Below are 23,541 nucleotides of genomic sequence, written 5' to 3' on the forward strand. Positions count from 1 at the left end.
TTCCCGGCGCCGCCTAGGAGCCGAGATAGCGCAGCACGGCGAGCACCCGGCGGCTGTAGCCGGTGACGTGCAGCAGCCCGAGCTTGTCGAAGATGGCGTTGACGTGCTTTTCGACGGCGCTCTGGGAGACGTGGAGCCGCTCGGCGATGGAGGCGTTGGTGCAGCCCTGCGCCATGGCGTCCAGCACGTCACGCTCGCGGGGGGTGAGCCGGGCGAGCGGGTCGGCGTGCGTGGTACGCGCCAGCAGCTGGCGCACCACCTCGGGGTCGAAGGCCGCTCCCCCGGCGCCGACCCGCTCCAGCGCGTCGAGGAAGTCGGCGACGTGGGCCACCCGGTCCTTGAGCAGGTAGCCGACCCCGCCGACGTCCCCGCTCATCAGCTCGGTCGCGTAACGCTTCTCGACGTACTGGGACAGGACCAGCACGCGCGTCCCCGGCCAGCGGCGCCGGATCTCCAGCACCGCCCGCAGTCCCTCGTCGGTGTGGGTCGGCGGCATCCGCACGTCGGCGACCACGATGTCGGGCCGGTGCCCGGCCACCGCGTCGACCAGCGCGACGCCGTCGCCGACCGCGGCCTGCACCTGGTGCCCTTCCTCCACCAGCAGCCGGACGAGCCCCTCGCGCAGCAGCGTGGAGTCCTCGGCCAGGATCACTCGCACGGCAGCTCCGCGGTGATCGTGGTGGGCCCGCCGGGCGGGCTGTCGACGTGGAAACGGCCGTCGAGCGCTGCCACCCGGCGGGCCAGACCCGACAACCCTCCGCCGCGGGGATCGGCGCCCCCTCGGCCGTCGTCACGTGTCCGCACCACGAGCACGGTGCCCTCCTTGAGAATCTCGACGGTCACGGCACGCGCCGCCGCGTGTTTGGCCGCGTTGGTGACGGCCTCGCAGACCACGAAGTACGCCGCCGTCTCCACCCGGCCCGCGGGACGCTCCCGCAGACCGTAGCGCACCGTGACCGGGACCCCGGCACGCTCGGCGACGGTCGCGAGGGCGTCGTTGAGACCGAGGGAGTCCAGACCGGTCGGGTAGACCCGCCAGGCCACGTCCCGCAGGTCGCCCAGCGCCGCCCTCGCCTCGTCGTGTGCCTGGCCCAGCAACTCGTCGAGCAGTTCGGGGGAGCGTCCCCTCCGTGCCCTGCCGATCAACATGGCCAGCGCGACCAGGCGCTGCTGCACACCGTCGTGGAGGTCGCGCTCGATGCGCCTGCGCTCGGAGTCCACGGCCGCCACGATGCCCGCCCTGCTCTCGGCCAGCTCGGCGATGCGGCGTTCGAGCAGTTCGGTGGGGCTCGGGCCGAGCGTCCGCAGGGCGATCAGCCGTTCCAGGGCCACCAGCCCGATCAGCCCCATGACCTCGAGGAAGAACAGCACCAGCCCGGCCACGACGACGTAGAGCATGATCGGCGTGGTCGGCTCCATGCCGTCGAACGGCTCGCCCCTCCCCCAGTGCCAGGCGATCCGCACCCCGGCGACGATCCCGGCCCCCAGCAGGAACAGCACCAGGAACCCCAGCACTCCGACGGGCCAGCGCCGCAGCAGGTAGCGCAGCGCCCGCCGTCCGTCGTAGCCGGAGACCTCCACCCCGCCGAGCAGGCGCAGCCTCGCGACCTCCAGGCCGGCCAGCCGTACGGCCGCCGCCAGCGCGTATCGCCGACCGCGCCGGTGCGCCAGGAACGGGCTGGCCACCAGGAGGAAGACCGGCCCGGCCACCGTCGTGGAGACCCCCAGCGCGAGCCCGGCCAGCGCCAGCGCCGCCCGTACCGCCATCCCGGCCGCGCCGCCGTTCACCGGCCTGTTCCCCGCCCCGTCCGTCACGCCGCTCTCCGCCCTCCCCCACTTCCGTACCCGCCCGTCACCGGACCCGGTGACCGCCCTTGCGCCTGCCGGTCAGCCGGACCACCACGAAGGCCACCGCCGCGAGCACGACGACGCCCAGCACAACCCGGGAGACGACGCCCATGTACTCCTCGACCAGTGACCAATTCTCTCCCAGCAGGTATCCGGCCATCACGAAGGCGGTGTTCCAGATGAGGCTGCCCAGCGTGGTGAGCAGGGTGAAGGTGGCCAACGGCATGCGTTCGACCCCGGCGGGGATCGAGATGAGGCTGCGGAAGATGGGAATCATCCTTCCGAAGAACACCGTCTTGCCGCCGTGCCTGGCGAACCACGCCTCGGCCTTCTCGATGTCGGAGACATCGACCAGCGGCAGCTTCGCCGCGATCGCCACCACCCGCTCACGTCCCAGCAGCGCCCCGACCCCGTAGAGCGCCAGGGCGCCGGCCACCGAGCCGAGCGTGGTCCAGAGCACGGCGTCGAACAGGGTCATGTCCCCCCGGCTCGCGGTGAACCCCGCCAGTGGCAGGATCACCTCGCTCGGCAGGGGCGGGAACAGGTTCTCCAGCGCGATCGCCACCCCCGCGCCGGGCGCCCCGAGGGTCTCCATGAGATTGATCGCCCACCCGGCGATTCCGTCGGCAGTCGTTGAACTCATGCCCAGAAGGTTAGGAAAACCGATGTATGACCGGTATGAGGGAGACCGCGGAGTCCGGCTCCCCCGCACCCCAGCGTCCGGGGTGCGGAAAACCCCAGTCCCGCGACAGGCCTTCGAGGAGGCTGAGTGCAGAAATTAGCGGTAGGGAGTTGATCTTCGTACCGGTTCGATGACGGCCCCCGTTTGGGCAGGTTGCGGGCCCTACGTTCCTGGGCTATGCCGTTCGAATTTCTCTCTGACGAACAGATCGCCCGCTATGGCCGCTTCCCTGAGGAGCCCTCCGCCGCTGAGCTGGAGCAGTTCTTCCGGCTGGATCGCCGTGCCTTGGATGCGCTGGCCTCGAAGCGGCGTCCGGCCACGAAGCTCGGCTGGGCGGTGCAGTGGGGCACGGTACGCATGCTGGGGGTGTTCCTGACCGACGATCCGCTGGCGGTTCCGCCGGAGGCGGTGGCGTTCGTCGCCGAGCAGCTCGGCGTGGATCCGGCGCACTTGGCCGACTATGGGCAGCGGCAGCAGACGGTCTACGAGCATGCCTGGGAGATTCGGGAGCTGCTGGGGTATCGCGACTTCGGCTCGTGCGAGAGCGAGGTGCGCCAGTACGTGGCGGCCCGGGTGTGGGCCTCGGCGGAGGGGCCGCGGGCGCTGTTCGACCGGGCCCGGGTGCACATGCTCAAGGAACGCGTTCTGCTGCCGGGCATGACCGTGCCGGTGCGGCTGGTCGGCGAGGTGCGGAGAACGAGCGGCTGCACGCGTTGGCGATGGAGGTGCTGATGGCGGTGCCGGAGGCGACCGAGGAGCGGCTGGTTTCGCTGGTGGAGGTGTGGAAGGCGATCGAGGAGGTGGTGCCGCGCGAGAAGCTGGCCTCGGCGGTGGAGACGGTGGCGGCGTTCGTGCCGGTCAGCGATGACGACGCGGCCGCGCAGTGGCGGGCCGAGCTGGTCAAGCGCTACCGCACCGTGCAGGGCTTCATCGAGCAGCTGCTGTCCACGATCCGGTTCCGCGCGGTCGAGGCCGGCACGCCGGTGCTGGCCATGGTGCGCGCCGCCGCGGTGATGGCCAAGAGCCGCCGCCGCTATGCGCCCGGTGACATCGCCGCGCATGACGAGCTGATCACCGGGTCCTGGCGGCCGCTGGTGTACCGCAACCCGGATCTTCCTGAGGGACAGGTCGACAAGGCCGCGTTCGTGCTGTGCGCGCTCATGCACCTGCACACCGTGCTGCGCCGGCGCGATGTGTTCGCCGAAGGCTTGGAGCGGTGGAGCGATCCGCGAGCCCGGCTGCTGGACGGGGCGGCGTGGGAGCAGGCGCGGCCACGCCTGCTGACCTCGCTGGAACTCGAACTGGAGCCGGCCGGGCACCTGGTCGAGCTCGCCGGCGCGCTGGAGGGCGCCTACGTCCGCGTGCTGGACGGGCTCGGGCACAACACCGCGGTGCAGTTCATCGGCGGCCGGCTGCGGCTGGAGAAGCTCGGCCCGCTGGCCGAGCCGCCGCTGATGAAGCAACTGCGCAGCCTGGTCGACGGGTAGCCCTGCGGCCTCACCCCGGTCTTCCACACCAACATGACTCCCTATGGGGAGATCCAGCTCAACCTCGACAAGCGCCTGGCCCTGTCGGCGATCGACGGCTCCGGCCCGCCGACCGGGCCTTGAGCGGGAGAACGTCGGTGCCGGTCGTCATGCCGGGGCTGCGCAGCGTTATCGGCCCTCACTTCCTCCACCGGAGGTCCGTAGGTGTACTTCCCAATCCGCCGCTGTGCGCTCGGTCGTCATGGCGGGTCACGCGGTGGCGGTGCTGGTGGTGTCGGGCGGATCGGTACGCCTTTCCGGTCCTCGCCTGACGCCCGCTCCGGGCTCGTGCCGCAGCTCGTTGGCGTGCTCGGCCAGTACCGCCGTGACGGTTCCGATTCCGGGAAAGTCCGCCGTGATGCGGTCGCCCGATGCGATCGTGATGGCCCTGGTGAGGGAGCCGGACAGTACGATCTGGCCTGGCTCCAGCGATACACCCAGTGCACCGATGGCGTTGGCCAGCCAGGTCAGGGCGTGGAACGGTGTGCCGAGGACCGCTGCCGCCGTGCCGGTTTCAGCGACTGTCCCGTTCCTGAGCAGAGCGCAGTTCGCGGACCGCAGGTCGACCTGGGCCGGATCGATCGGCGTGGTTCCAAGGACCACCGCCCCGGACGACGCGTTGTCGGCGATGGTGTCGACGATCGTGATCTCCCAGTCCCGGATCCGGGAGTCGACGATCTCAAGAGCTGGCAGCAGGTGTCGAACCGCCCTGGTGGCGTCGTTGATCGTCACGCCGGGTCCGCGGAGCGGAGCGCCGAGGACGAAGGCGATCTCCGGCTCGATCCGGGGCTGGATGAACGCGCTGGCCGGGATCGGCCGGTGCTCCGGGTGGAACAGGCTCGCGGTCAGATGACCGTAGTCAGGCTCGTGGACGCCCATCTGCCGCTGGATCGCGGCCGAGACCAGGCCGATCTTGTGGCCGCGGACCTGGTCTCCGGCCGCGGACCAGGACCGCACCTGCTCCTGCTGGATCCGGTAGGCGTCGGCGATCGTCGCGCTGGGGTAGGTGGTGCTCAGGGGAGGAATCGGCGTGCCCGACCGGTAGGCGTCGAGCAGCGCGACGGCCGCCTCACGCACCTCGAAAGGCCTCACTCACGCCCTCCCAGCACGACTCGAAAGCTCCGCCGCGACGTCGATGATCATGTCCTCCTGGCCGCCGATGACCTCGCGTCGGCCCAACTCCAGGAGGAGTTCGCGCACGGGCACGCCGTACTTGCCCGCGGCGCGTTTGGCCGGGTGGAAGAAGGTGGAGTACAGACCGGCGTACCCGAGCAGGAGCGCGGTCTCGTCGACGATCTGGGGTTCGGTCATCAACGGCGCGAGGACGTGTTCGGCGACCTCGATCAGTGCGAAGACGTCGACTCCCGGGTCGTGACCGGCTCTTTCCAGCGCCGCCGCGAGAACCTCTGTCTGGGCGTTGCCGGCGCTGGCCCCCAGACCTCGCAGCGACCCGTCGATGTAGGTCGCGCCGTGCTCGACTGCGGCGATCGCGTTGCCGATGCCCACACCCAGGTTGTTGTGGGCGTGGAAGCCGATGTCGGCGTGGACCGCGTCGCGCAGCGCGGCGACGCGGGCCCCGGCGGAACCAGGCACGAGCGCCCCAGCGGAGTCGACCACGTAGATCACCTGCGCGCCGTAGGAGTCCAGCTTGGCGGCTTGCTCGGCGAGTGCCGGGGGTTCGAGCTTGTGGCTCATCATCAGGAAGCTCATGACGCGCATGCCGTGGTCGCGGGCGTGGCGGATCGGCTGCTCGGCGCAGTCGGCCTCGGTGCAGTGCGTGGCGACCCGTACCGTGGTTGCGCCCGCGTCGCGGACGGCGTCCAGGGCCGCGAGCGTCGAGATTCCCGGCACGTACAACACGGCAACGTCCGCGCTGTGCACCGCGGCGACGGCGGCCTGGACGTACTCGACGTCGGTCGCGGCGGCGATCCCGTACTGGATCGAGGAGGCGCCGATGCCGATGCCGTGGGCGACCTCGATGACCCGCACACCCGCCTTGTCGAGGCCTCTGGCCACCGCGGCGACCTGTTCCGGGGTGAACTTGTGTGAGACGCTGCTCATGCCGTCGCGCAGGCTCGTGTCCACAAGAGTGATCATCGGGTGGCTCCCAGGGTCTGCTCCGCGATCCGTTCGGCGACGGCAACCGCGGCGGCGGTGATGATGTCGAGATTGCCGGCGTAGGCGGGCAGAAAGTCGCCCGCGCCCTCCACCTGCACCATGACGGTGACCAGGTCGCCGTCGACCTCCACGAGTCGCAGCCGGTAGCCCGGCACGTACCGCTGGACCTCCGCGACCATGTCCCGCACGGCCTGCTCGATCCGGTCGGCGTCGCTCCGGCGTACCTTCGCGTACACGGTGTCGCGCATGACCATGGGAGGCTCGGCCGGATTGATCAGTGAGAAGGCCTTGGCCTCGTCCACTCCGGCGACCGCGGTCAGGGCTTGCCGGGTCTTCTCGCTGAACTCGCTGAGGTTCCACCGGGTGCCCGGACCGGCGCTGGCGCTGGCGATGGTCGCGATGATCTCGCCATAGGAGACGTCGGCGACCTGATCGATCGCATACAGGAGGGGGATGGTGGCCTGTCCCGCGCAGCTGACCATGTTGAGGTTCGGCGCCTGCAGGTGCTCGTCGAGGTTGACGGCGGGTACGACCCATGGCCCGACCGAAGCGGGCGTCAGGTCGATCGCGGTGATCCCCGCGGCCGCGTAACGCGGTGCGGCCGCGGCGTGCACCTTCGCCGAGGTTGCCTCGAAGAGCAGCGGGGGCTGGTCCGATCGGCCGAGCAGCCAGTCGGCGCCCTCCGCGGACACCTCGACGCCGAGGTCCTTCGCCCGCCGCAGGCCCTCGCTGTCCGGGTCAATGCCGATCATGAAACGCGGGTCGATGAGTTCGGATCGGCGGAGCTTGTAGAGCAGGTCTGTTCCGATGTTGCCTGAACCGACGATCGCCGCCGGGACTTTCGCGGGCATGGGCGCCCTCCTCGTGACCGAAAGGTGTTGCCTTCCCCGCGGGCCGGTGGCCTGGGGGCTCAGGGGATTCGCGGGCTCAGTGGAGCTCGACCAGTAGTTCCAGTTCGACGGGTGCGCTCAGCGGCAGCGTCGACACCCCGACCGCCGAGCGGGCATGCCGTCCGGCGTCGCCGAAAACCTCGCAGAGCAGGTCCGACGCACCGTCGGCGACTTGGGGGTGTCGGGTGAAGTCCTCCGTCGACGCGACGTACACCGTGGCCTTGACCACGCGGGCCACCGCCGCCAGGTCGCTGATCTCCGCCTTCAGCGCCGCCAGTGCGTTCAGGGCGCACTGGCGCGCGCACGCATACCCAAGTTCTACGCCGACCGTGTCACCGAGCCGGCCGGTCGTGATCAGGCGCCCCTCCCGCAGCGGCACTTGGCCCGATATGTAGACGTGATCACCGCTGCGCACGGCGGGCAGGTAGGTCGCGACCGGGGGGACGGCCTCCGGCAGCATCAGACCCAGCTCGCCGAGGCGCCGTTCGGGATGTGACATCATGCGCTCCGTTCCGCGGCGTACCGGGCTCATCGGGGGCCGCCGCGCCAGTCGGGCATCGCCCGCTCGCCGACAGCGGTGTCATAGGCCGCGCGTGCCAGCAGCCGGGTCGAATCCAGCGTCGGCAGCGAGGAGACCTCGGGCGTGATGAGCAACGGGATCTCGGTGCAGACCAGGGCGACCGCGTCACAGCCACGGTCGGCCAGCCGTTCGATTACGCGGAGGTACTCCTGGCGCGACGCGTCGCTGATCACGCCGTTCACCAGTTCCGTGAAGATGATCTCGTTGACGAGCTCGCGGTCCGCGGCGTCCGGCAGCTCCGCGGTGATCCCCCGGGCGCCGAGTGCGCGCGGGTACAGCGGGCCATCCATGGTGTATCTGGTGCCAAGCACGCCGACGCGGGTGCGCCCCTCGACTGCGGCCTGGTCCGCGACGACCTCGGCGATGTGCAGGCCCGGCAGCGGGAAGTCCGGTCCCGGCACCTCCAGCGCCAGGTGGGCGGTGTTGTCCGGGCATACGAAGAAGTCGGCGCCGGCCCGGGCTAGTCGCTGCGCGCTGGTGGCCAGGGTGGCCCGGACGGTCGCATGATCCCCCGCATCCCAGGCGGGCATGCTGTAGCCGAAGGCGATGTAGTCCAGGCTGACGTCGGGATGCTCGTTACGGCCGGTGCGGCGGAATCCCTCATCACAGAAGGTGAGGAAGCACAGGGCGGCTCCTCCCGTGCTGTGGGCGAGAACTCCCAGGTGTTTCACGACAGCTCCAGCGTTTCCGGAATCGGGACGACTCCAATCTTTGCCGTGGGTCCCTGACATGCCTACTCTGAGGCATCGATTGATATGGCAGCCATGCCTTGGAGGTATGGATGGATCTACGGTTGCTGGGTTATGTGGTCGCGATCGCCGAGGAGGGATCCATCAGCGGTGCCGCCCGCCGGCTGCGGCTGACCCAGCCGACCTTGAGCCGGCAGTTGCGGGAGCTGGAACGGCGATTGGGGGCTGAGCTGTTCGCCCGTGCCGGCCGCGGGCTCGTGCCGACCGCTGCCGGAGAGGCTCTGCTCCGGCGGGCCGTGCACCTGCTGGCCGAAGCCGAAGCTGCTCTGGACGACGTACGGCTGGCCGCCGAGGGCAAGGTCGGCCACCTGACGGTAGGGTTCGCCGGTTCGGGCATCAACGGCGTATTGGGAGACGCCCTCGGACGGCTGCGAGCAGAACTCCCCGACGTCGAGCTGTCCCTGATAGAGCTATTCGACGACGCCGAGATGTCGACCGGCATCCTGGACGGAAGACTCGACATAGCGGTACAGCGGCTACCGGTCCGCGACGCCCGTCTCGCCACACAAGTCTGGACACGCGAGCCGCTGACCCTTTTCCTGCCGGCCAGGCACCCCCTCGCCAGGACCCGTGAGCCCGCACCGGTGTCCGTGCTCGGCGAGATCCCCCTGGTGCTGTGGCCACGCGAATCCGCGCCCCACGCGCACGACGAGATCACCACGTTGTGCCACCACGCCGGGATCGTGCCGCGCGTCGGCGCACGGGGCCGTACCGTTCAGACGATCCTCGCGCTGGTCGCCGCCGGGTTCGGCGCCGCCGTGATGGCCGACTCCTACCGGGTGCTGCACCGGGAGGGCGTGACACCGCGGCGGCTCACGGGTACCGCCACCACCCTGCACCTGGTCTGGCGAGCCGGAGACATGGACCAACTCCTCACCCGTTTCATGACCGCCTTGAACGCCGTGCGGGCTCGGTCCCGCGCTGAGAGACCCGAGACTCCCGCAGGGGCCGTCGGCCGCTCATGAAACGGAACGGCGGACAAATCCGGCCTCGGGGTTGAGGGTGTGCTCCACGTCACGCTCACTGCGCTTGGTCTTGGGCCTGCTACATCGCGAGTTATGGCGCCAAGGAGCCACCATCGGCGCGGAGGTTGGATGCTCAAGACGGTGCCGAACGCGAAACATCACCCCTCAGCAATGTACGTGATAACGGACTGTTATCACGTACATGAGCGATCACGGGGGCGCGGCGACCAGGACATCCCTGCGCCGGGACGGTGCGCGACTCCGGCACGTTATCCGGTACATCGCGTCCGACGGCACGCGGCGGCAGGCATGAGCGCCGCGTCGAAGATCACCGTCCTGCGCGGCGAGCACGTCACCCTAGCCGCGGCCGCCGACGCTTTTCTCGCCACGGCGCGCACGGCCACCCCGAACACCCACCGTGCCTACGCCTCGGCCATCGACCGCACCATCGCCCTGCTTGGCCGCGACCGGACGCTCGCCGACGTCACCGACACCGAGATCGGCAGCGCGCTCACCGAACTGTGGGGCGGACGCGCGCCCGCCACCTGGAACCGCAACCGCGCCGCCGTCACCTCCTGGCTGCTGTGGTGCCAGACCAAGAAGCACTGGGCCGCCCCCTCGGTCCCGGCCGACGCCGAACGCCGCCCCGCCCGCCGCCCGGCTGCCGCCGACATCTGCCCGCACACCGGCCGCGCCCGCCTCGGCTACGACCGCGCCCGAGTCCTGCTGGAGAAGCACGCCGGCCTCGACCTCCATCAGCTGCGCCACTCCGCCGCGACCCACCTCGGCGAGGCCGAAGTACTGCTGCAGCTCATCATGGGCAAGACCCGCCACAAGAACCCCCGCACCGCCATGCGCTACGTCAAACCCGGCGCCGAGGCGATCGCCAAGGTCACCGAGGTCCTCGCGCCCCGCCGACGTACCCACTGATCAACAAATCACGGATCGCTAACAAGCGAAGAAGGCACAGGTCGCTACCGCTAATTCCTGCACTCAGCCTCCTCGAAGGCCGACACGCGACCGCGCCCCCGCCCGGCCCCGAGGTTCCCGACCAAAGATCAGGACATTTCCCCCACCGCTCCTTACGATCTCCACAACCGAGGCGAAGAAAGAGAAAGGGAGCGTGGTACTCCCTCTCCGGCGAACGCCGGGCCACCGCCGCCCGCCGTGATTCCCCGGGCCCGGTCACGCCTTCCTGAGGTAGACCGTCTCGCCCGGTTCGACCGCCGCCCGGCCCGCGGTCAGCGTGGCGACCCAGCCGGGGAAGACGGCCAGGTCCGGCTCCCGCACCGCGACCCGGAAGGCGACCTCCGCGCCGTAACCGACCTCCCTGACCTCGTACGGCGAGGCACGCAGGTCGTTCTCCAGGCGCCCCGCCTGGACGTGGTCCACGGTCACCGTCATCACCCTCGCCGGGACCATCTCGGCCAGGGGCGCGAGGTCCAGGGTCTTGCCGACGGCGGAGCCGTACGCCCTGACCAGGCCGCCCGCACCCAGCTTCACCCCGCCGAAGTAGCGGGTGACCACCGCCACCACGTCGCCCAGCCCCCGGCGCAGCAGGGTCTCCAGCATCGGGGTCCCCGCCGTGCCGCCGGGTTCGCCGTCGTCGTCGGCCTTCTGCAGCCGCCGGTCCCCGCCGATCACGTAGGCCGAGCAGTTGTGGGTGGCGTCGGCGTAGCGCTCCTTGCACCCGGCGACGAACGCCCGCGCCTCCCCCTCGGAGCCCACGGGGGCCAGGGTGCAGATGAACCGCGACCGTTTGATCTCGATCTCGTGCTCGGTGATGTTCTCCGGGGTCAGGTACGGTTCGGCCATTTGCCCAGGCTACTCGCCTTTACAAAGTAGATTTCCAGGTACCCCCGCCGGGACGGCGAGTGCGGACCACCCGGACCGGCCTGGACCGGCCCGTGCCGATGCGCGCCCGGGAGCGGGAAGGCCCGCTGCCGCGACCGATGCGACAGCGCTGTTAAAGTCCCCGTGTGGACGCGTCACCTCAGGAGAAGGGGGCGGGCCCCCGGCTGCGGCATCTCCTGGACCTGATGGACGGCGACGTGGCCAGGGCCTGCGCCGATCTGGGACTGCCGGACTACCGGACCCGCTTCTCCCCCGTCATACGGGCGCTCGTCACGCTGGGGCCGTGCTCCATCCGCGACCTGGCGCGCGCGACCTCGGTCACCCACTCCGCGGCCAGCCAGACGGTGGCGCAGATGAGCCGGAGCGGCCTCGTCGTGCTCGAAGCCGGTGACGACGCCCGGCAGCACATCGTGCACCTGACCGAGAAGGCGCGGTCGCTGCTGCCCGCGATCCAGGCCGAGTGGGCGGCGACGAACCTGGCCGCCACCGCGCTGGACGCCGAACTGCCGTGCTCGCTGGAGGAGATGCTGACGGCGCTGTCCGACGCGCTGCGGCGCCGTTCCTTCCGCCTGCGCATCGCCGACGCCGCGCGGACGCTCGACGACCCGGCCCACGCGCCGTTCCGCGAGGCACTGGCCGGACCGGACGACTGAACGGAAACGCCACCGAGGCGGCTTTCCACCGGAGAACGGCCGGATTTCCGGCGGCGCTCCGGGGCGCACGACTCGGAGCGGAAACGTTCCTTTCCCGGTCCGGCGGACGCGAACGGGGGCGATCTGCGTCCGCCGTCGTCCCCTTTTTCCGGAGCGGCCGGATTTTCCGGCCCGGCCTCGGGTGTCACCGGTCCGGGAGGCCCTCTCACTTCCCCGAAACGGCTCCGAGGCGCGTGAGACCTGCCTTTTCCCCACGAGACGGCCGGGTTTTCCGGAAAGCATTGTCCCCGGAACACCATGATGAAGCGGTCACGTCCGGCGATGCGCTGTTCACAATAACATTTCACCTGATCCACAGATTACGTAATTTCGCGATACATGGTGCACAATCAAGATCGCGCAACCGTTCCGAGGGCCGCATAAGGCCTTTTCCCAAACGTTTCGCGGGTCCGGGGAACGAGCGCTCCCCCTCGGCGCCGGAGACGGGAGGACGACGCCGCGGGACACCGGTGCGCACCCATCGAACCCGGGGGTGGACGGTATGCGTGACCGGTGGATTCTCGCGTTGATCGCCTCGGCGCTGGCGATCGTGGCCTTCGGCGTGTACGGGGTGGTGATCGCCGTCGGAGGTGGCGAGGACGCCCCGCGGCCACGCGCCTTCCCGGCGGAGACGGCCGAGGAGGGCTCGGCCGGTCACGTGCCCGCCGACACCTCGCCCGAGGGCTCGCCGCCGCGGTCCTCGCCCGCGCCGCCCATGCTGTCCTTCCTCCCCGAGACCGAAACCCCGCCTCCGCCCCCGCTCTCGCCCTCGCCGTTCGCCTCCACGCCGGGGCCGGCCGTACCGGCCCCGCAGGAGGGCCCCGAGCCGGTCGCGGCGAGATACTTCGCCGCCTGGCGGGTCAACGACCTGTCCTCCATGGCCGCCCTGGTCGCCGGTTCCCCTGCCGACTTCACCGAACGGCACCGGCGCTTCGACACCGAACTGCGGGCGTCCCTGCTGTCGCTCACCCCCGGCCCGCTGCGCCGCAGGAGCGCGCTGGAGGCCGAGGTGCCCTTCCAGGGGGTGCGGCAGGTCGCGGGGCTGGGCCGGTGGCCGTTCTCCTCGGTCCTGCGCCTGGCGCGGCGGGCCGGCACCTGGAAGGTGCTCTGGGCCCCGCAGACGCTCCATCCCTCGCTCAGGGACGGCGGAGAACTGCGGCTGCGGGAGAACCGGGTCCGGCGGCCGGCCACGCTCACCCGCGAAGGCCTGCCCTTCCCCCGCGACAGCAGGGCCGGCGACTACTTCACCGGCCTGGACGGCACGACGATCGAGCTGACGCTGCGGGAGGTCCCCTCGGGCCGCGTGCTGCTGGCCTCCCCCTCCCCGCGGGAGACGGCGACCCGCACCACGATCTCCCAGTCCGTGCAGGCCGCCGCCGCCCGTGCCCTGGACGGCCTGCAGGGACCCGCCGCGATCGTGGCGGTGGACGTCCAGAGCCGCCAGATACGCGCGGTGGCCGACACGCTGGGGGGAAAAAGGGCGTTCAACGGCCTCTACCCGCCCGGTTCGACGTTCAAGGTGGTGACCGCCGCCGGGCTGCTCCGTGGCGGTCTGACCCCGCAGTCACCGGTCCCCTGCCCTGCCGCCTACACCATCCCCAACGCCAGGCGCTTCACCGACTCGGACGGCACCGACCACGGCGTCGTCCCCCTCTCCACGGCCTTCGCGCTCTCCTGCAACACCACCTTCGTCCAGCAGGCCTACGAACGGCTGCGCGACGGCGGGCTGCGCGCCGAGGCCGCCGACCGGTTCGGGTTCCGGGAGAAGCCCGGTCTGAGCTCCTGCCGGATCCGGCCGTACACCGACCTGAACGAGCTGGGCTCCGACGCCATCGGGCAGAACTCGGTGCAGGCCAGTCCCCTCTGCATGGCCGAGGTCGCCGCCGCGGTCGCCGGAGGCGACTGGAAACCGGCCGTCGTGACCTCCGAGCCTCCCGCCGACTCACCTCCGCCCGTGCCCCTGGACGAGAACGTGGCCTCGGGCCTGCGGGCGATGATGAGCGCCGTGGTCACCCAGGGCACCGCCGCCTCCGCGGGCCTGCCCCCGGATACGGCGGGCAAGACCGGCACCGCCGAGGTCGCCGGTGAGCGGAGCCACGCCTGGTTCATCGGCTACCGGGGCTCCCTGGCCTTCGCGGTGTTCGTCCAGAACGGCGGCAGCGGCGGAGCGGTGGCCGCGCCGATCGCCGCGAGGTTCCTGAACGCCCTGGAGCGGTGAACGCCCTGAAGCCGCAGGGATGCGCTCCCCCGATCCCCCGTCAGGCCGAGGCCGACGCCTGCGTGGTCGTCGCGTATTCTTCCGGTGCCGCGCTGAAACGGTTCGGTGAGGTCGAGACCGGCTGTGGGGACAGCTTCTCGCCGCTTCACCGGGCGGGCACCAAGCCCTGCCGGCCCTGTCGCCTCAGGACAGCCGCAGGTCAGAGCGTGTTCTCGTGGACGTGCACGATGAGCCACTCCCCCTCGACCAGCCGCAGCACGGCGGTGGTCCGCACGATCTCCGGCTCTCCCTCGGCGAAGTCGACGCGCAGCAGGTAGCGGGCGAGCGCCGCGTCCTGCCAGACGTCGACGACCTCGTCGTAGGCGCGCACGCCGGTCTCCCCCGGCCCGTCCGCGGGCCGGGCGTCGCGGACCTTCTCCAACTGCTCCCGGCTGGTGATCAGCACCGGTTCCGCCGAGTCCCAGATCGTCGCCTCCGGGTGCAGCAACCGGTCGATCCCTGCCCGGTCACCACGCCGGTAGGCGTCGTACATCTCGGTGATGACCGCCCAGACGGCTTCGCGTGCCACGTTCGTTCTCTCCTTCGCAGGCTGGTGGTTCCTTTACCGTACGGGCACGCCGCGCCGGCCGCTGCCCTTTACAAAGTAGATTCGTTTTACCCCGGGGCCCGGCCGCGGGCCGCCGGGCCGGCTGCGGGCCGGCGGCACCCCGCCGGGGCTCCGCCCCCGGCCGCCGCCAGGAAGACCCCGTCCCCGGGCCTCCGGGTATCCTGAGGGTTCACGACAGGCTCGGCTCCCCCGCCACGACGACCAGGGGAAACGCCGATCCCGCACGCGCGGGGTGAGACGACATCGCGTCCTCCGCGGCCAGACACCCGAGACGGTGCCCAGAGCCCCCCTGACCGGGAGATCCCTCCAGGCATGGAACCTCCCACGCCTGACGCTTGCCTTCATCTTCGAAAAGGCTATATTTGCTATAAAAGAAGTAGGGATTGAGGGTAATAGCGATGCCGTTGCCAGACTTCCTCACGATCGGCGCTCCCAAAGCCGGGACGACGGCACTGCACGCCGCGCTGTCCCGGCACCCGAGACTCTTCCTCTCGTCGGTGAAGGAGCCGAAGTTCTTCCTCAGCGACGGGCCGCCGCCGACCAGGGGCGGTCCGGGCGACGCCCAGACCTACCGTGAGCACGTCTGGCGGCGCGAGGACTACGAGGCGTTGTTCGCCGACGCCCCGCCGGGCACGCTCACCGGCGAGTCCACCCCCTTCTATCTCTACGACCGGGCCGCCCAGCGGCGCATCCGCGCCGCGATCCCCGAGGTCAGGCTGATCGCGGCGCTGCGCGACCCCGTGGAGCGGGCGCACTCCAACTGGACGCACCTGTGGTCGGCCGGGCTCGACCCGATCGGCGACGTGGTGCGCGCCTGCGAGGAGGAGGAGCGGCGGATCGCGGCGGGCTGGGCGCCGTTCTGGCACTACCGCGCGCTCGGCCGGTACGGCGAGCAGCTGGAACACCTGCTCACCCTGTTCCCCCGCGAGCAGGTGTTCGTCTTCCGCTACCGGGACCTGGTCGACCGGCCGGTCGACACCCTCGACCGGATCTGCCGCTTCCTCGGTGTCGAGACCGGCATCCTCGCCGAGGTGCCGCGCGAGAACGTGACCGCCCACCCCGAGCCCACGCGCGGCCACCGGCTGCTGTCCCGGACGCTGCGGGCCGGCGCGGCGATCGGCCGCTACCTGCCGGCGCGGATCAGCGGCGCCCTGACCGATCCGCTGGAGCGGCGGCTGCAGGAGCGCGCCCCCTCGCGCCAGCCGCTGACCTGGGAGCAGCGCGAACAGCTGATCGGCTACTTCACCGACGACGTGGCGCTGCTGCAGCAGGTGACCGGGGAGGATTTCAGCGACTGGCTGCTGCCCCGCGAGCGGTCGGGAGGCCTGGTGGGCATCCGTCCCCACGGCCAGCGTCAGGCCCGCAACGGGCGCCCGCAGATCTGAGAACCGGCCCGGTGCCCTCTCTCTTCGAGGGCACCGGCCGGATCGCCCGCCCCGCGGGCGGCGTGTCAGCGCAGCTCGGTGCGGAGTTCGTGCGCGCCGTCGGCACGGGTGTACTCGTAGTAGAGCCGCCGCCCGCCGTCCGGCAGGTCCACGATCGCCATGTAGCGCAGGCCGCCACCCGCGTGCGGGGAGAACGCCGCGGGCCCGTCGCCGGTCGGCGTCAGCTCGGCCGGATCGAGGCCGACGGCCACCCCCGTCTTCTCCTCGTAGTTCTCCTCGGCGGTGGCCCGGCCGTCGTACAGGGCGATCACCTTGTCGCCGGCGAACCGGACGGCCGCGACCCGGGTGCCCCGGGCGTCCCAGGCGCCGGGCCGGCCGCTGAGCGCCGTCCCCTGCCAGGTCCACTCGATCCCGTCGGCGCTGGTGGCGTAGTCGCTCACCATCTGGTCCGCCTCCTCGGGCTCGGCCAGCGGGTGGCAGGAGGCCCACAGGTGCCACAGGCCTCCGTGCCGTACGATCACGGGGTCCTTGACGCCGGTCTTGGGGTCGCCGGGGAGCACGACCTTGCGCTGCGCCGGGTCGAATCCGGCGGGGTCGTCGGCCTCCAGCACCTCGACCCGCCAGTGCTTGGTGCCGTGGGTGGCACAGCTGAGATAGAGCCGCCAGCGGCCCTGCGGGGTGCGCACCAGCGTCGGGCGCTCCAGCGACTCGGTGTCCATCTCCCGCTGGTGGATCGTGAGGAGGGTCTCGAAGCGCTCGCCGTCCTCCGACCTGGCGACGACGACCGCGTAACCGCGCCCCTCGCCGACCGGCCGGCGCAGCCGGTAGGCCAGGTAGATCAGCCCGTCGCTCGCCACCGCGCTCGGGGCGCCCGCCCAGTGGCCGGGAGCGGCCTGGGCCGGCTCGACGGCCACCGTCGCGCGGTCGGGGTCGGGAAGAAGGTCCTCGATTGTCGGCACGACATCGACGGTAGGCAAGGCTTCCGCAGTGCTCACGAAGAATCACCAATCATGGTCACGAACTTTGGTCGTCCTTTGACGATCACTGGGTCAGACCGCCTTCAGGATCTCCCGGGCCAGGAGCGCCAGCGACCGCTGCCTCTCCTGTGGCGGGGCGGCACGATCCGGTGTGCCTGGGTATGTGTCGAAGGGTAGGTGACCGGCGACGCGCTTCGTACAGGCGTCGGCGCAGGTCCCGGGGCCGGACGGGGCCGCTGAGGGGACCGCGAGGACCGCGGGGTCGTGCGGGGGCGGTGCGGGCGGTGTTCGCGCCGGCTCTCGCGTGATGGTCGACTCACCCCCTCCCGGACGTTCCCGGCTCTCAGGATCGGCGGAGCGTCGCCGTGGGGAGCGGGATGGCGGGGAACGGGTTGTCCGGCGGCAGGACGAGCCTGCGGGCCTCCTCCGGGCGCATGGTGGCGTCCAGGTGGAGCAGCGCTGCGCCGATCCCCGCGGCGCCGATCATGTAGCCGGTGTCCGCGGTGACCTCCCAGGGCCGCAGCCTGCGGTACGCCTGGTACCACCGCGAGCCCCGCTCGTCATGCCGCGCGGCCCTGCCCATGAGGTTCTCCCCCAACTCGTGGGCGAACTCCAGGTGGGCGGGGCGGCCCGTCGCCGCCCAGAGGCCGACGTACAGCTCGACCAGGCCCGCCGTACCGCAGCACTGGCAGGCCACGTTCCAGTAGCCCTCGCTCTGGCGCCCGGGGACCCCGCTGCGGACGATCCCCCTGGCCAGCCGTTCGACCCAGTCGAGGTCCCCGGCGTCGCCCGCCACGCGGTACAGCTCGTAGAACATCCGCGAGACACCGGCCGAGCCCGAGCAGAATCCGAGATAGTGCAGATCTCGGCCCTGCGGGATGTGGTGCGGGACCAGCGCGCACCGCTCGGTCACGGTGCTGACCGCACGGACGAAGTCGGCTCCCCTGCGCGCGGCGCCGAGGAAGCGGGTCTCGCCGGTCACGCCGTAGAGGCGGGCCAGCAGGAAGGCGGTGCCCGCGGTGCCGGACAGGAAGCCCGGTGTGACGGCGTCCAGCGGGAGGTCGGCGTAGGCGCCGGTGCCGAAGCTGTGCCCGGGCACGGCGAGGGCGGCGATGCGCGCGCCCGCCTCGACGGCGACCTCCTGGTAGGCGGGGACACCGAGGATGCCCGCGGCGTGCAGCAGGGCGAGGATGATGCCGCCGTCGCCGCGCTGGGCGGGGTCGCCGGTCCAGCCGAGACCGCCGTCGATGGAGCGGGCGCTGCGCACGACGTGGTCGGCGACCGCCCCCGCCTCGACCTCGAAGGAGCCCTCGCCGGTGGCCCAGCCCGCCTCGGTCAGCGCGAACATCACTCCCGACAGGCCGTGGTGGAGGGAGAGGTCGGCCTGGTCGCGCCAGGTGGCCGCGAGGTAGCGGGCCCCGGCCCTGACGTCGTCGAGGTAGGTGTCGTCCCCGGTCGCGGCGGCCAGCTCAAGGAAGAACAGCACGATGCCCGCGGCCCCGGAGTACAGCGACAGCGGCTGGCCGGGCATCGCGGCCTTGCCCCGCGGATCGGGGTTCGCCCGCCAGTGCCTGCCCCGTTCGTCGTCCACCGCCGCCGACCGGATCCATCGCGCGGCCTCGACGGCCGCGAGCAACAGGCCCTCGGTCCCCGGTTCCGGGCTCATGGCTGCTCCTTCGTACGGCGAGACCACCAGTTTACCCCCATTTCCTACAGGATCAATAGGTAATTCTGAGACTCACGAGGTCGGTGACGTCTCCCCGGGTACAAAAGGCAGGCTACTACGGCTGTCGTCGCAGCGGAGGGCGTATGCGCGGACCGGGCGATTCCGTGTGCTCACCCCCATGCCGGACGGGTGACACGGGGACGGGCGCCCCCTTGCGTCCCCGGCGCACCGGCCGCCGGACCGATCTGGGGAATCACCCACGAAACCGCCCTGACCAGGTGTTTTTCCTCTCCGGAGACATGCCCGGAAAGAACGCCGGGTAGAAAACCACCTATATGACCTCGAATCCTGGGCGAGACGATGCGCGGCCGTGCCGATGAGTGGGCGACGGTCCTGCGGCTGCTGGGGACCACGGGCATGACGGAGAACGTGATGCTCGTCGAAGGCGAGCCGGGGATCGGCAAGACCCTCATGCTCGCCGAGGCGGCGACCGTGGCGTCCGCGCGGGGGACGGCGGTCGCCTCGGGCAGGGCGGACGAGCTGGGCAGGCTGGTGCCGCTGGGGCCGCTGCTGTCCGCGTTGCAGGAGTCGCCGGCCACCATGGCCGTCACCAGAAGCGCCGTGCCCGACGGCGCCGGTCTGCTGATGTGGCTGGCCGAGCAGGTGCGGACCGCGCTGGAGCGGCGCACGGAGCGGGGCCCGCTGCTGGTGACCCTGGACGACCTGCAGTGGGCCGACCCCGCCACGCTGATGGCGCTGCGGACGCTGCCGTCCCAGCTGACCGGCCGTCCCCTGGTGTGGTTGCTGGCCCGCCGCGCCGGGGAGGGGCACGACGACGCCCGGCTGTTCGATCTGCTGCAGCGGGAGGGGGCGATACGGATCACGCTGCACCCCCTCGACGAGGACGCCGTGGCCGAGGTGGCCGCCGACGCGCTGGGCGCCGCTCCCGACGAGGAGCTGACGACGCTGGCCGCGCAGGCCGGGGGCAACCCCTCCCTGCTTCTGGAGCTCCTCACCGGGCTGCGCGAGGAGAACGCCGTGCGGATCGAGGCCGGCACCGCCCGGCTGACCGGGGCCGCGCTGCCGCGGCGCGTGCACACCGCCGTCCGGCGGCGCCTGGACGAGGTGAGCACCAGGACCAGGCACCTGCTGGAGGCGACGGCCGTGCTCGGCCGCTCGTTCTCCCCGACGTACGCCGCCGAGATGCTCGGCGAGCCCCCGGCCGCCCTGCTGCCGGCCCTGGAGGAGGCGCTGGCGGCGGACGTGCTCGTCGCCACCGCGGACGAGCTGTCGTTCCGGCACGAGCTGCTGTGGCGGTCGGTCGTGGAGACGGTCCCCGCCCCGGTACGGCAGGCGCTGCGTCACCAGATCGAACAGGGCGCGCCCCCCGTGACCCCGCGGGCCCGCCACTCCGCCGACGGCGTCACAGCCGAGACGCTCGTGCTCCTGGCGCTGCTCGCCTGGGACGAGGGCAGGCTCTCACGCGGGCTCGAACTGGCCCGCGAGGCCGCCGAACTGCCCGGCAACGGCAACTACCCGCAGCCCCGGGCCGTGCTGGCGACGATGCTCACCGATCTGTGGCTGCTGGACGAGGCGGCGGCCATGACGGCGGGCGCCGCGGCCGAGGCGGCCGGGCACCCCGCGTGGGCGGCCGAGATCCCCGTGCTGCGCGCCCGCCTCGACCTGGCCGCCTGCCGGTTCGGCAGCGCCATCGAGCGGGCCGAGACCGGACTGACCGCCGCCGAGACCCTGGGCGTGCCGGCCCTGGCCTCCTCCGCGCTGTCGATCCTGGGCACCGCGTCACTGCGGGCGGGCGATCTGCCCAGGGCGATCAAGTATCTGGAGAGCGAGCTGGCGCGGGGGCCGCGGGGCGCGCCGCCGTACGCGCGGCTGCGCTCGGAGCTCGCGGCCGGGCGGATCGGCGAGGCCCGTGACGGCGCGGCGGGCGTGATGGGCTCGCTGAGCCGGGTCTACGACGCGCTGCCCCGCCACACCGGGGCGCTGACCAGCGAGCCGACCGCCGCGGCGTGGCTGGTGCGGGTGGCCATGGCGGTGGACGACGAGCGGCGGGCCGACGCCGTGGTGGACGCGGCCGAGGGCATCGCCTGGCGCAACCCCGGCCTGCCCAATCCGGCCGTGGCCGCGGCCCACGCGCGGGGCCTGCGCGAACGCGACCGGAAGGCACTGGAACGCGCCGTGGCCGAGCACACCGACCCGTGGTCGAGGGCCTCGGCCGCCGAGGACCTGGGCGTGCTGCTCAGCGCCGACGGCGGCTGCCGAGACCTGGCCGTCGAGAGCCTCAGCGACGCGCTGTCCCGCTACGGGGCGATGGAGGCGACCCGTGACGCCGCGCGGGTGCGGGGCAGGCTGCGGACGCTCGGGGAGCGCCGCCGCCACTGGGTGCGGACCGAGCACCCCGCGTCCGGGTGGGCCAGCCTGACCGGGACCGAGCGCAGCGTCTGCGACCTCGTCGCCCAGGGCCTGACCAACCGGCAGGCCGCCGAACAGATGTTCATCAGCGAGCACACCGTCGCCTTCCACCTGCGCCAGGTCTTCCGCAAGCTGGGCATCCACTCGCGTGTCGAGCTGGCCAGGCTCGCCGTGGAGCGCGACGGTCACCGGGCCCCCTGAGACGTCTGCGCCCTGCGCGCCGGCCGTGCCGCCGGGACCGCGCCCACCGTCCCGGGCGCGCCGGCGTCACGGGGCGGGCCGGGCTGCCGGGAGGTCTCGTGGGCGAAGTGCTCGTGCACCAGCCTGATCGCCATGGCGCCCTCCCCGACCGCGGAGGCGACCCTCTTGACCGACTGGCTCCTGACGTCGCCGACCGCGAAGACGCCCGGCAGGCTGGTCTCCAGCGGCAGGCCGCCGTCGAAGCCGGTGACGACGAACCCCTTGTCGTCGACGACGACCGCCGAGGCCAGCCAGGTCGTGCACGGCTCGGCGCCGATGAAGACGAACACGGCCCGCGTGCCGACGCTCCACCGCCGCCCGGTGTGTGTGTCCTCGGCGACGACGGCCTCCAGACTCTCCTCCCCGCCGACGAACTCGCGGATCTCCGTGTGGAGCATCACCTCCACGCCGGGACTGTGCCTGATCCGGTCGACGAGGTAGCGCGACATGTCCTCCCCGAGGTCGTCGCCGCGGACCAGCAGGCGCACCGACGCGGCGTGCTCGGACAGGAAGACCGCCGCCTGCCCCGCCGAGTTCCCCCCGCCCACGACCACGACCGGCAGGCCGGTGCAGAGGCCCGCCTCGGCCAGGGTCGCCGCGTAGTAGACGCCGTTGCCCTCGAACTCCTCCAGCCGCGGCACGCCGAGCCTGCGGTAACGCGCCCCGGTGGCGATGACGATCGTGCGGCCCCGGACCGGCGGCCCGTCGCCGAGCCCGACGGAGTAGTGCCCGTCCCGCGCCTCGAGCGAGACGGCCTCGGCGGGCACGCCGAGGCGCGCGCCGAACTTCCTGGCCTGGATGACCGCCCGCTCGGCCAGCTCCCCGCCGGAGATCCCCGCCGGAAAGCCCAGGTAGTTCTCGATGCGGGAGGAGGTGCCCGCCTGGCCGCCGGTCGCGACCGCGTCGAGCACTATCGTGCGCAACCCCTCCGAGGCCCCGTACACCGCGGCGGCCAGGCCCGCCGGGCCCGCCCCGACGACGACGAGGTCGAACACGTCGTCGGGCACCGGGGGCACCGGCAGGCCGACGGCACGGGCCAGTTCGGCGTTGCCGGGGTTGCGCAGCACCCGGGTCCCGCCGAGGATCACGACCGGCGTCTCCTGTGGGGCTATGCCGAGGTTGCGGACCAGCGCCTCGGCCTCCCGGTCCTCCTCCAGGTCCACCCACCGGTGCGGCAGCCGGTTCCGGGTGACGAACTCGCGCAGCCGCCGGCTGCCGGGCGAGTAGCGGGAGCCGATGATCCTCAGCCCGGTGCCGCCGCCGATCAGCAGCGAACGGCGGCGGATCATGAAAGCCCGCAGGATCAGGTCGCCGAGTTCGGGGTCGTGGGTGACGATCCGGCGCAGATCCTCCAGGGGGACCGCCAGGACCTCGCCCGCCTCGCAGACGACCGACGTCACGAACGCCCGCTGGCCGGTGAGCGTCCCCAGCTCGCCGAGGAAGCGGCCCGGGCCGTGGACGAGCGTGACCCGCTCGCCCTCGATGACGGCGACCTTTCCCGCCAGGATGACGAAGAAGCCCGGGGCGTCCTCGCCCTCCCGGATCAGTACGTCCCCGGGCCTGGTCGGCCGCCGGGTCCCGTGGAGGGCGAGCCCGCCGATCTGCGCGTCGCCCAGCCGGGGGAAGGCCCCGTGGTGGTCGGGTGTCTCCGCGAACGCGTCCATCTCAGGCACTCTCCCGCCCCACCGTCGCGATCGCCCGGTCGACCCAGGCGCGCAGCTCGGGTTCCGGGGCGGCGCCCGCCCTCTCGGCCACGACGTGCCCCGCGCCGACCGCCATCAGGTAGGGGATGTTGCGGATCGCGAAGCGCTCGGAGAGCTTGGGTGCCCGGTCCACGTCGATCTTGACCAGCTTGACCCGGCCGGCGAGGTCCCCGGCGATCCGGTCGAGCGCGGGGCTGACCATCCGGCACGGCCCGCACCACGACGCCCAGAAGTCCACGATCACCGGGACCCCCGACGCCTCCACCACGTCGGCGAAGTCGTCGTCGCCCGCCTCGACGATCCACGGCAACGGCCGGTGGCAGTCGCCGCAGTTCGGGACGCCCGCGGCGGCCGAGGGCACCCTGTTCCTCCTGCCGCAGTTCTCGCACCGCACGATGTTCGCCGACATGC

22 protein-coding genes are annotated in these 23,541 nt (G+C 71.9%); 8 read left to right on the forward strand and 14 right to left on the reverse strand.

All coding sequences use genetic code 11. The features are described from left to right. Nucleotides 1–13: 13 nt before the first annotated feature. Genes AB0N02_RS30340 through AB0N02_RS30350 form a run of 3 tightly spaced genes read right to left on the reverse strand, consistent with a single transcriptional unit; the run spans nucleotide 14 to nucleotide 2,491 of the window. Complete coding sequence (locus tag AB0N02_RS30340) at nucleotides 14–658, reverse strand: response regulator transcription factor (RefSeq protein ID WP_363953370.1); 645 nt, start codon at nucleotides 656–658, stop codon at nucleotides 14–16. After that, nucleotides 649–1,815 (reverse strand): histidine kinase, encoded by a 1,167-nt coding sequence (locus AB0N02_RS30345; RefSeq protein ID WP_363953372.1) that lies wholly within the window; start codon nucleotides 1,813–1,815, stop codon nucleotides 649–651. Before AB0N02_RS30345 ends, AB0N02_RS30340 begins: the two co-directional genes overlap by 10 nt. A 37-nt stretch (nucleotides 1,816–1,852) precedes the next feature. Further along, nucleotides 1,853–2,491: a DedA family protein gene (locus tag AB0N02_RS30350; protein ID WP_363953374.1), complete on the reverse strand. Its 639-nt coding sequence runs from the start codon at nucleotides 2,489–2,491 to the stop codon at nucleotides 1,853–1,855. A gap of 216 nt (nucleotides 2,492–2,707) precedes the next feature. On the opposite strand from AB0N02_RS30350, the gene AB0N02_RS30355 reads away from it, so the two are divergent. Together AB0N02_RS30355 and AB0N02_RS30360 are read left to right on the forward strand one after the other, a co-directional pair. Then, entirely contained in the window at nucleotides 2,708–3,262 is a 555-nt protein-coding gene (locus AB0N02_RS30355; RefSeq protein ID WP_363953376.1) for a DUF4158 domain-containing protein, read from the forward strand. Continuing rightward, entirely contained in the window at nucleotides 3,262–4,017 is a 756-nt protein-coding gene (locus tag AB0N02_RS30360; RefSeq protein WP_363953378.1) for a hypothetical protein, read from the forward strand. Before AB0N02_RS30355 ends, AB0N02_RS30360 begins: the two co-directional genes overlap by 1 nt. Nucleotides 4,018–4,266: 249 nt before the next feature. On the opposite strand, the gene AB0N02_RS30365 is transcribed toward AB0N02_RS30360, so the two are convergent. The 5 genes from AB0N02_RS30365 to AB0N02_RS30385 form a co-directional block, all read right to left on the reverse strand. Next, the gene (locus AB0N02_RS30365) at nucleotides 4,267–5,148 is read right to left on the reverse strand and encodes a 2-keto-4-pentenoate hydratase (protein WP_363953380.1); all 882 of its coding nucleotides are present in this window, start codon (nucleotides 5,146–5,148) and stop codon (nucleotides 4,267–4,269) included. Next, the gene (gene dmpG / locus AB0N02_RS30370) at nucleotides 5,149–6,153 is read right to left on the reverse strand and encodes a 4-hydroxy-2-oxovalerate aldolase (protein ID WP_363953382.1); all 1,005 of its coding nucleotides are present in this window, start codon (nucleotides 6,151–6,153) and stop codon (nucleotides 5,149–5,151) included. Beyond that, nucleotides 6,150–7,025, reverse strand: a complete 876-nt coding sequence (locus AB0N02_RS30375) for an acetaldehyde dehydrogenase (acetylating) (RefSeq protein ID WP_363953384.1) — start codon at nucleotides 7,023–7,025, stop codon at nucleotides 6,150–6,152. Before AB0N02_RS30375 ends, dmpG begins: the two co-directional genes overlap by 4 nt. Before the next feature lie 76 nt (nucleotides 7,026–7,101). After that, entirely contained in the window at nucleotides 7,102–7,563 is a 462-nt protein-coding gene (locus AB0N02_RS30380) for a RidA family protein (protein ID WP_363953386.1), read from the reverse strand. 29 nt (nucleotides 7,564–7,592) lie between these two features. Further along, the gene (locus AB0N02_RS30385) at nucleotides 7,593–8,315 is read right to left on the reverse strand and encodes an amino acid racemase (protein WP_363953388.1); all 723 of its coding nucleotides are present in this window, start codon (nucleotides 8,313–8,315) and stop codon (nucleotides 7,593–7,595) included. A 110-nt stretch (nucleotides 8,316–8,425) separates the two neighbouring features. On the opposite strand from AB0N02_RS30385, the gene AB0N02_RS30390 reads away from it, so the two are divergent. After that, a complete protein-coding gene (locus AB0N02_RS30390) occupies nucleotides 8,426–9,358 on the forward strand; it encodes a LysR family transcriptional regulator (protein ID WP_363953390.1) in 933 nt (310 codons plus the stop codon). 309 nt (nucleotides 9,359–9,667) lie between these two features. Further along, nucleotides 9,668–10,288, forward strand: a complete 621-nt coding sequence (locus tag AB0N02_RS30395) for a hypothetical protein (protein ID WP_363953392.1) — start codon at nucleotides 9,668–9,670, stop codon at nucleotides 10,286–10,288. 255 nt (nucleotides 10,289–10,543) lie between these two features. Here AB0N02_RS30395 and AB0N02_RS30400 read toward each other — a convergent pair whose 3' ends face one another. Next, nucleotides 10,544–11,173, reverse strand: coding sequence for a YigZ family protein (locus AB0N02_RS30400; RefSeq protein WP_363953394.1), 630 nt, complete (start codon nucleotides 11,171–11,173; stop codon nucleotides 10,544–10,546). A 164-nt stretch (nucleotides 11,174–11,337) separates the two neighbouring features. On the opposite strand from AB0N02_RS30400, the gene AB0N02_RS30405 reads away from it, so the two are divergent. Both AB0N02_RS30405 and AB0N02_RS30410 read left to right on the forward strand, forming a co-directional pair. Next, nucleotides 11,338–11,865, forward strand: a complete 528-nt coding sequence (locus tag AB0N02_RS30405) for a MarR family transcriptional regulator (protein WP_363953395.1) — start codon at nucleotides 11,338–11,340, stop codon at nucleotides 11,863–11,865. A 541-nt stretch (nucleotides 11,866–12,406) separates the two neighbouring features. Continuing rightward, nucleotides 12,407–14,122, forward strand: a complete 1,716-nt coding sequence (locus AB0N02_RS30410) for a penicillin-binding transpeptidase domain-containing protein (RefSeq protein ID WP_363953397.1) — start codon at nucleotides 12,407–12,409, stop codon at nucleotides 14,120–14,122. Between the two features lie 199 nt (nucleotides 14,123–14,321). On the opposite strand, the gene AB0N02_RS30415 is transcribed toward AB0N02_RS30410, so the two are convergent. Continuing rightward, nucleotides 14,322–14,690, reverse strand: a complete 369-nt coding sequence (locus AB0N02_RS30415) for a nuclear transport factor 2 family protein (protein WP_363953399.1) — start codon at nucleotides 14,688–14,690, stop codon at nucleotides 14,322–14,324. A 437-nt stretch (nucleotides 14,691–15,127) separates the two neighbouring features. Here AB0N02_RS30415 and AB0N02_RS30420 point away from each other — a divergent pair, with 437 nt between their 5' ends. Continuing rightward, nucleotides 15,128–16,114, forward strand: a complete 987-nt coding sequence (locus AB0N02_RS30420; protein WP_363953401.1) for a sulfotransferase — start codon at nucleotides 15,128–15,130, stop codon at nucleotides 16,112–16,114. Between the two features lie 65 nt (nucleotides 16,115–16,179). Here AB0N02_RS30420 and AB0N02_RS30425 read toward each other — a convergent pair whose 3' ends face one another. Both AB0N02_RS30425 and AB0N02_RS30430 read right to left on the reverse strand, forming a co-directional pair. Next, entirely contained in the window at nucleotides 16,180–17,073 is an 894-nt protein-coding gene (locus AB0N02_RS30425) for a hypothetical protein (RefSeq protein ID WP_363953403.1), read from the reverse strand. Between the two features lie 361 nt (nucleotides 17,074–17,434). After that, a complete protein-coding gene (locus AB0N02_RS30430) occupies nucleotides 17,435–18,757 on the reverse strand; it encodes a lanthionine synthetase LanC family protein (protein ID WP_363953405.1) in 1,323 nt (440 codons plus the stop codon). 360 nt (nucleotides 18,758–19,117) lie between these two features. Between AB0N02_RS30430 and AB0N02_RS30435 the strand changes: the two genes are divergently transcribed. After that, nucleotides 19,118–21,388 carry an AAA family ATPase gene (locus tag AB0N02_RS30435; protein WP_363953407.1) on the forward strand — a complete coding sequence of 757 codons (2,271 nt, stop codon included), beginning with the start codon at nucleotides 19,118–19,120 and terminating at the stop codon, nucleotides 21,386–21,388. On the opposite strand, the gene AB0N02_RS30440 is transcribed toward AB0N02_RS30435, so the two are convergent. Beyond that, a complete protein-coding gene (locus AB0N02_RS30440; RefSeq protein ID WP_363953409.1) occupies nucleotides 21,373–23,091 on the reverse strand; it encodes an FAD-dependent oxidoreductase in 1,719 nt (572 codons plus the stop codon). The two genes, AB0N02_RS30435 and AB0N02_RS30440, sit on opposite strands and share 16 nt — an antisense overlap. Nucleotide 23,092: 1 nt before the next feature. Further along, nucleotides 23,093–23,539: a thioredoxin gene (gene trxA / locus AB0N02_RS30445; protein ID WP_363953411.1), complete on the reverse strand. Its 447-nt coding sequence runs from the start codon at nucleotides 23,537–23,539 to the stop codon at nucleotides 23,093–23,095. Nucleotides 23,540–23,541: the final 2 nt, after the last annotated feature.

Origin of the sequence: Streptosporangium sp. NPDC051022, from assembly GCF_040683035.1 — a bacterium.
Classification (GTDB): domain Bacteria; phylum Actinomycetota; class Actinomycetes; order Streptosporangiales; family Streptosporangiaceae; genus Streptosporangium.

Coding starts and splice junctions, on each gene's coding strand:
- AB0N02_RS30350 (WP_363953374.1), bottom strand. CDS start 2,491: ATGAGTTCAACGACTGCCGACGGAATCGCCGGGTGGGCGATCAATCTC.
- AB0N02_RS30355 (WP_363953376.1), top strand. CDS start 2,708: ATGCCGTTCGAATTTCTCTCTGACGAACAGATCGCCCGCTATGGCCGC.
- AB0N02_RS30360 (WP_363953378.1), top strand. CDS start 3,262: ATGGCGGTGCCGGAGGCGACCGAGGAGCGGCTGGTTTCGCTGGTGGAG.
- dmpG (WP_363953382.1), bottom strand. CDS start 6,153: ATGATCACTCTTGTGGACACGAGCCTGCGCGACGGCATGAGCAGCGTC.
- AB0N02_RS30375 (WP_363953384.1), bottom strand. CDS start 7,025: ATGCCCGCGAAAGTCCCGGCGGCGATCGTCGGTTCAGGCAACATCGGA.
- AB0N02_RS30380 (WP_363953386.1), bottom strand. CDS start 7,563: ATGTCACATCCCGAACGGCGCCTCGGCGAGCTGGGTCTGATGCTGCCG.
- AB0N02_RS30390 (WP_363953390.1), top strand. CDS start 8,426: ATGGATCTACGGTTGCTGGGTTATGTGGTCGCGATCGCCGAGGAGGGA.
- AB0N02_RS30395 (WP_363953392.1), top strand. CDS start 9,668: ATGAGCGCCGCGTCGAAGATCACCGTCCTGCGCGGCGAGCACGTCACC.
- AB0N02_RS30400 (WP_363953394.1), bottom strand. CDS start 11,173: ATGGCCGAACCGTACCTGACCCCGGAGAACATCACCGAGCACGAGATC.
- AB0N02_RS30410 (WP_363953397.1), top strand. CDS start 12,407: ATGCGTGACCGGTGGATTCTCGCGTTGATCGCCTCGGCGCTGGCGATC.
- AB0N02_RS30420 (WP_363953401.1), top strand. CDS start 15,128: ATGCCGTTGCCAGACTTCCTCACGATCGGCGCTCCCAAAGCCGGGACG.
- AB0N02_RS30430 (WP_363953405.1), bottom strand. CDS start 18,757: ATGAGCCCGGAACCGGGGACCGAGGGCCTGTTGCTCGCGGCCGTCGAG.
- AB0N02_RS30435 (WP_363953407.1), top strand. CDS start 19,118: ATGCGCGGCCGTGCCGATGAGTGGGCGACGGTCCTGCGGCTGCTGGGG.
- AB0N02_RS30440 (WP_363953409.1), bottom strand. CDS start 23,091: ATGGACGCGTTCGCGGAGACACCCGACCACCACGGGGCCTTCCCCCGG.
- trxA (WP_363953411.1), bottom strand. CDS start 23,539: ATGTCGGCGAACATCGTGCGGTGCGAGAACTGCGGCAGGAGGAACAGG.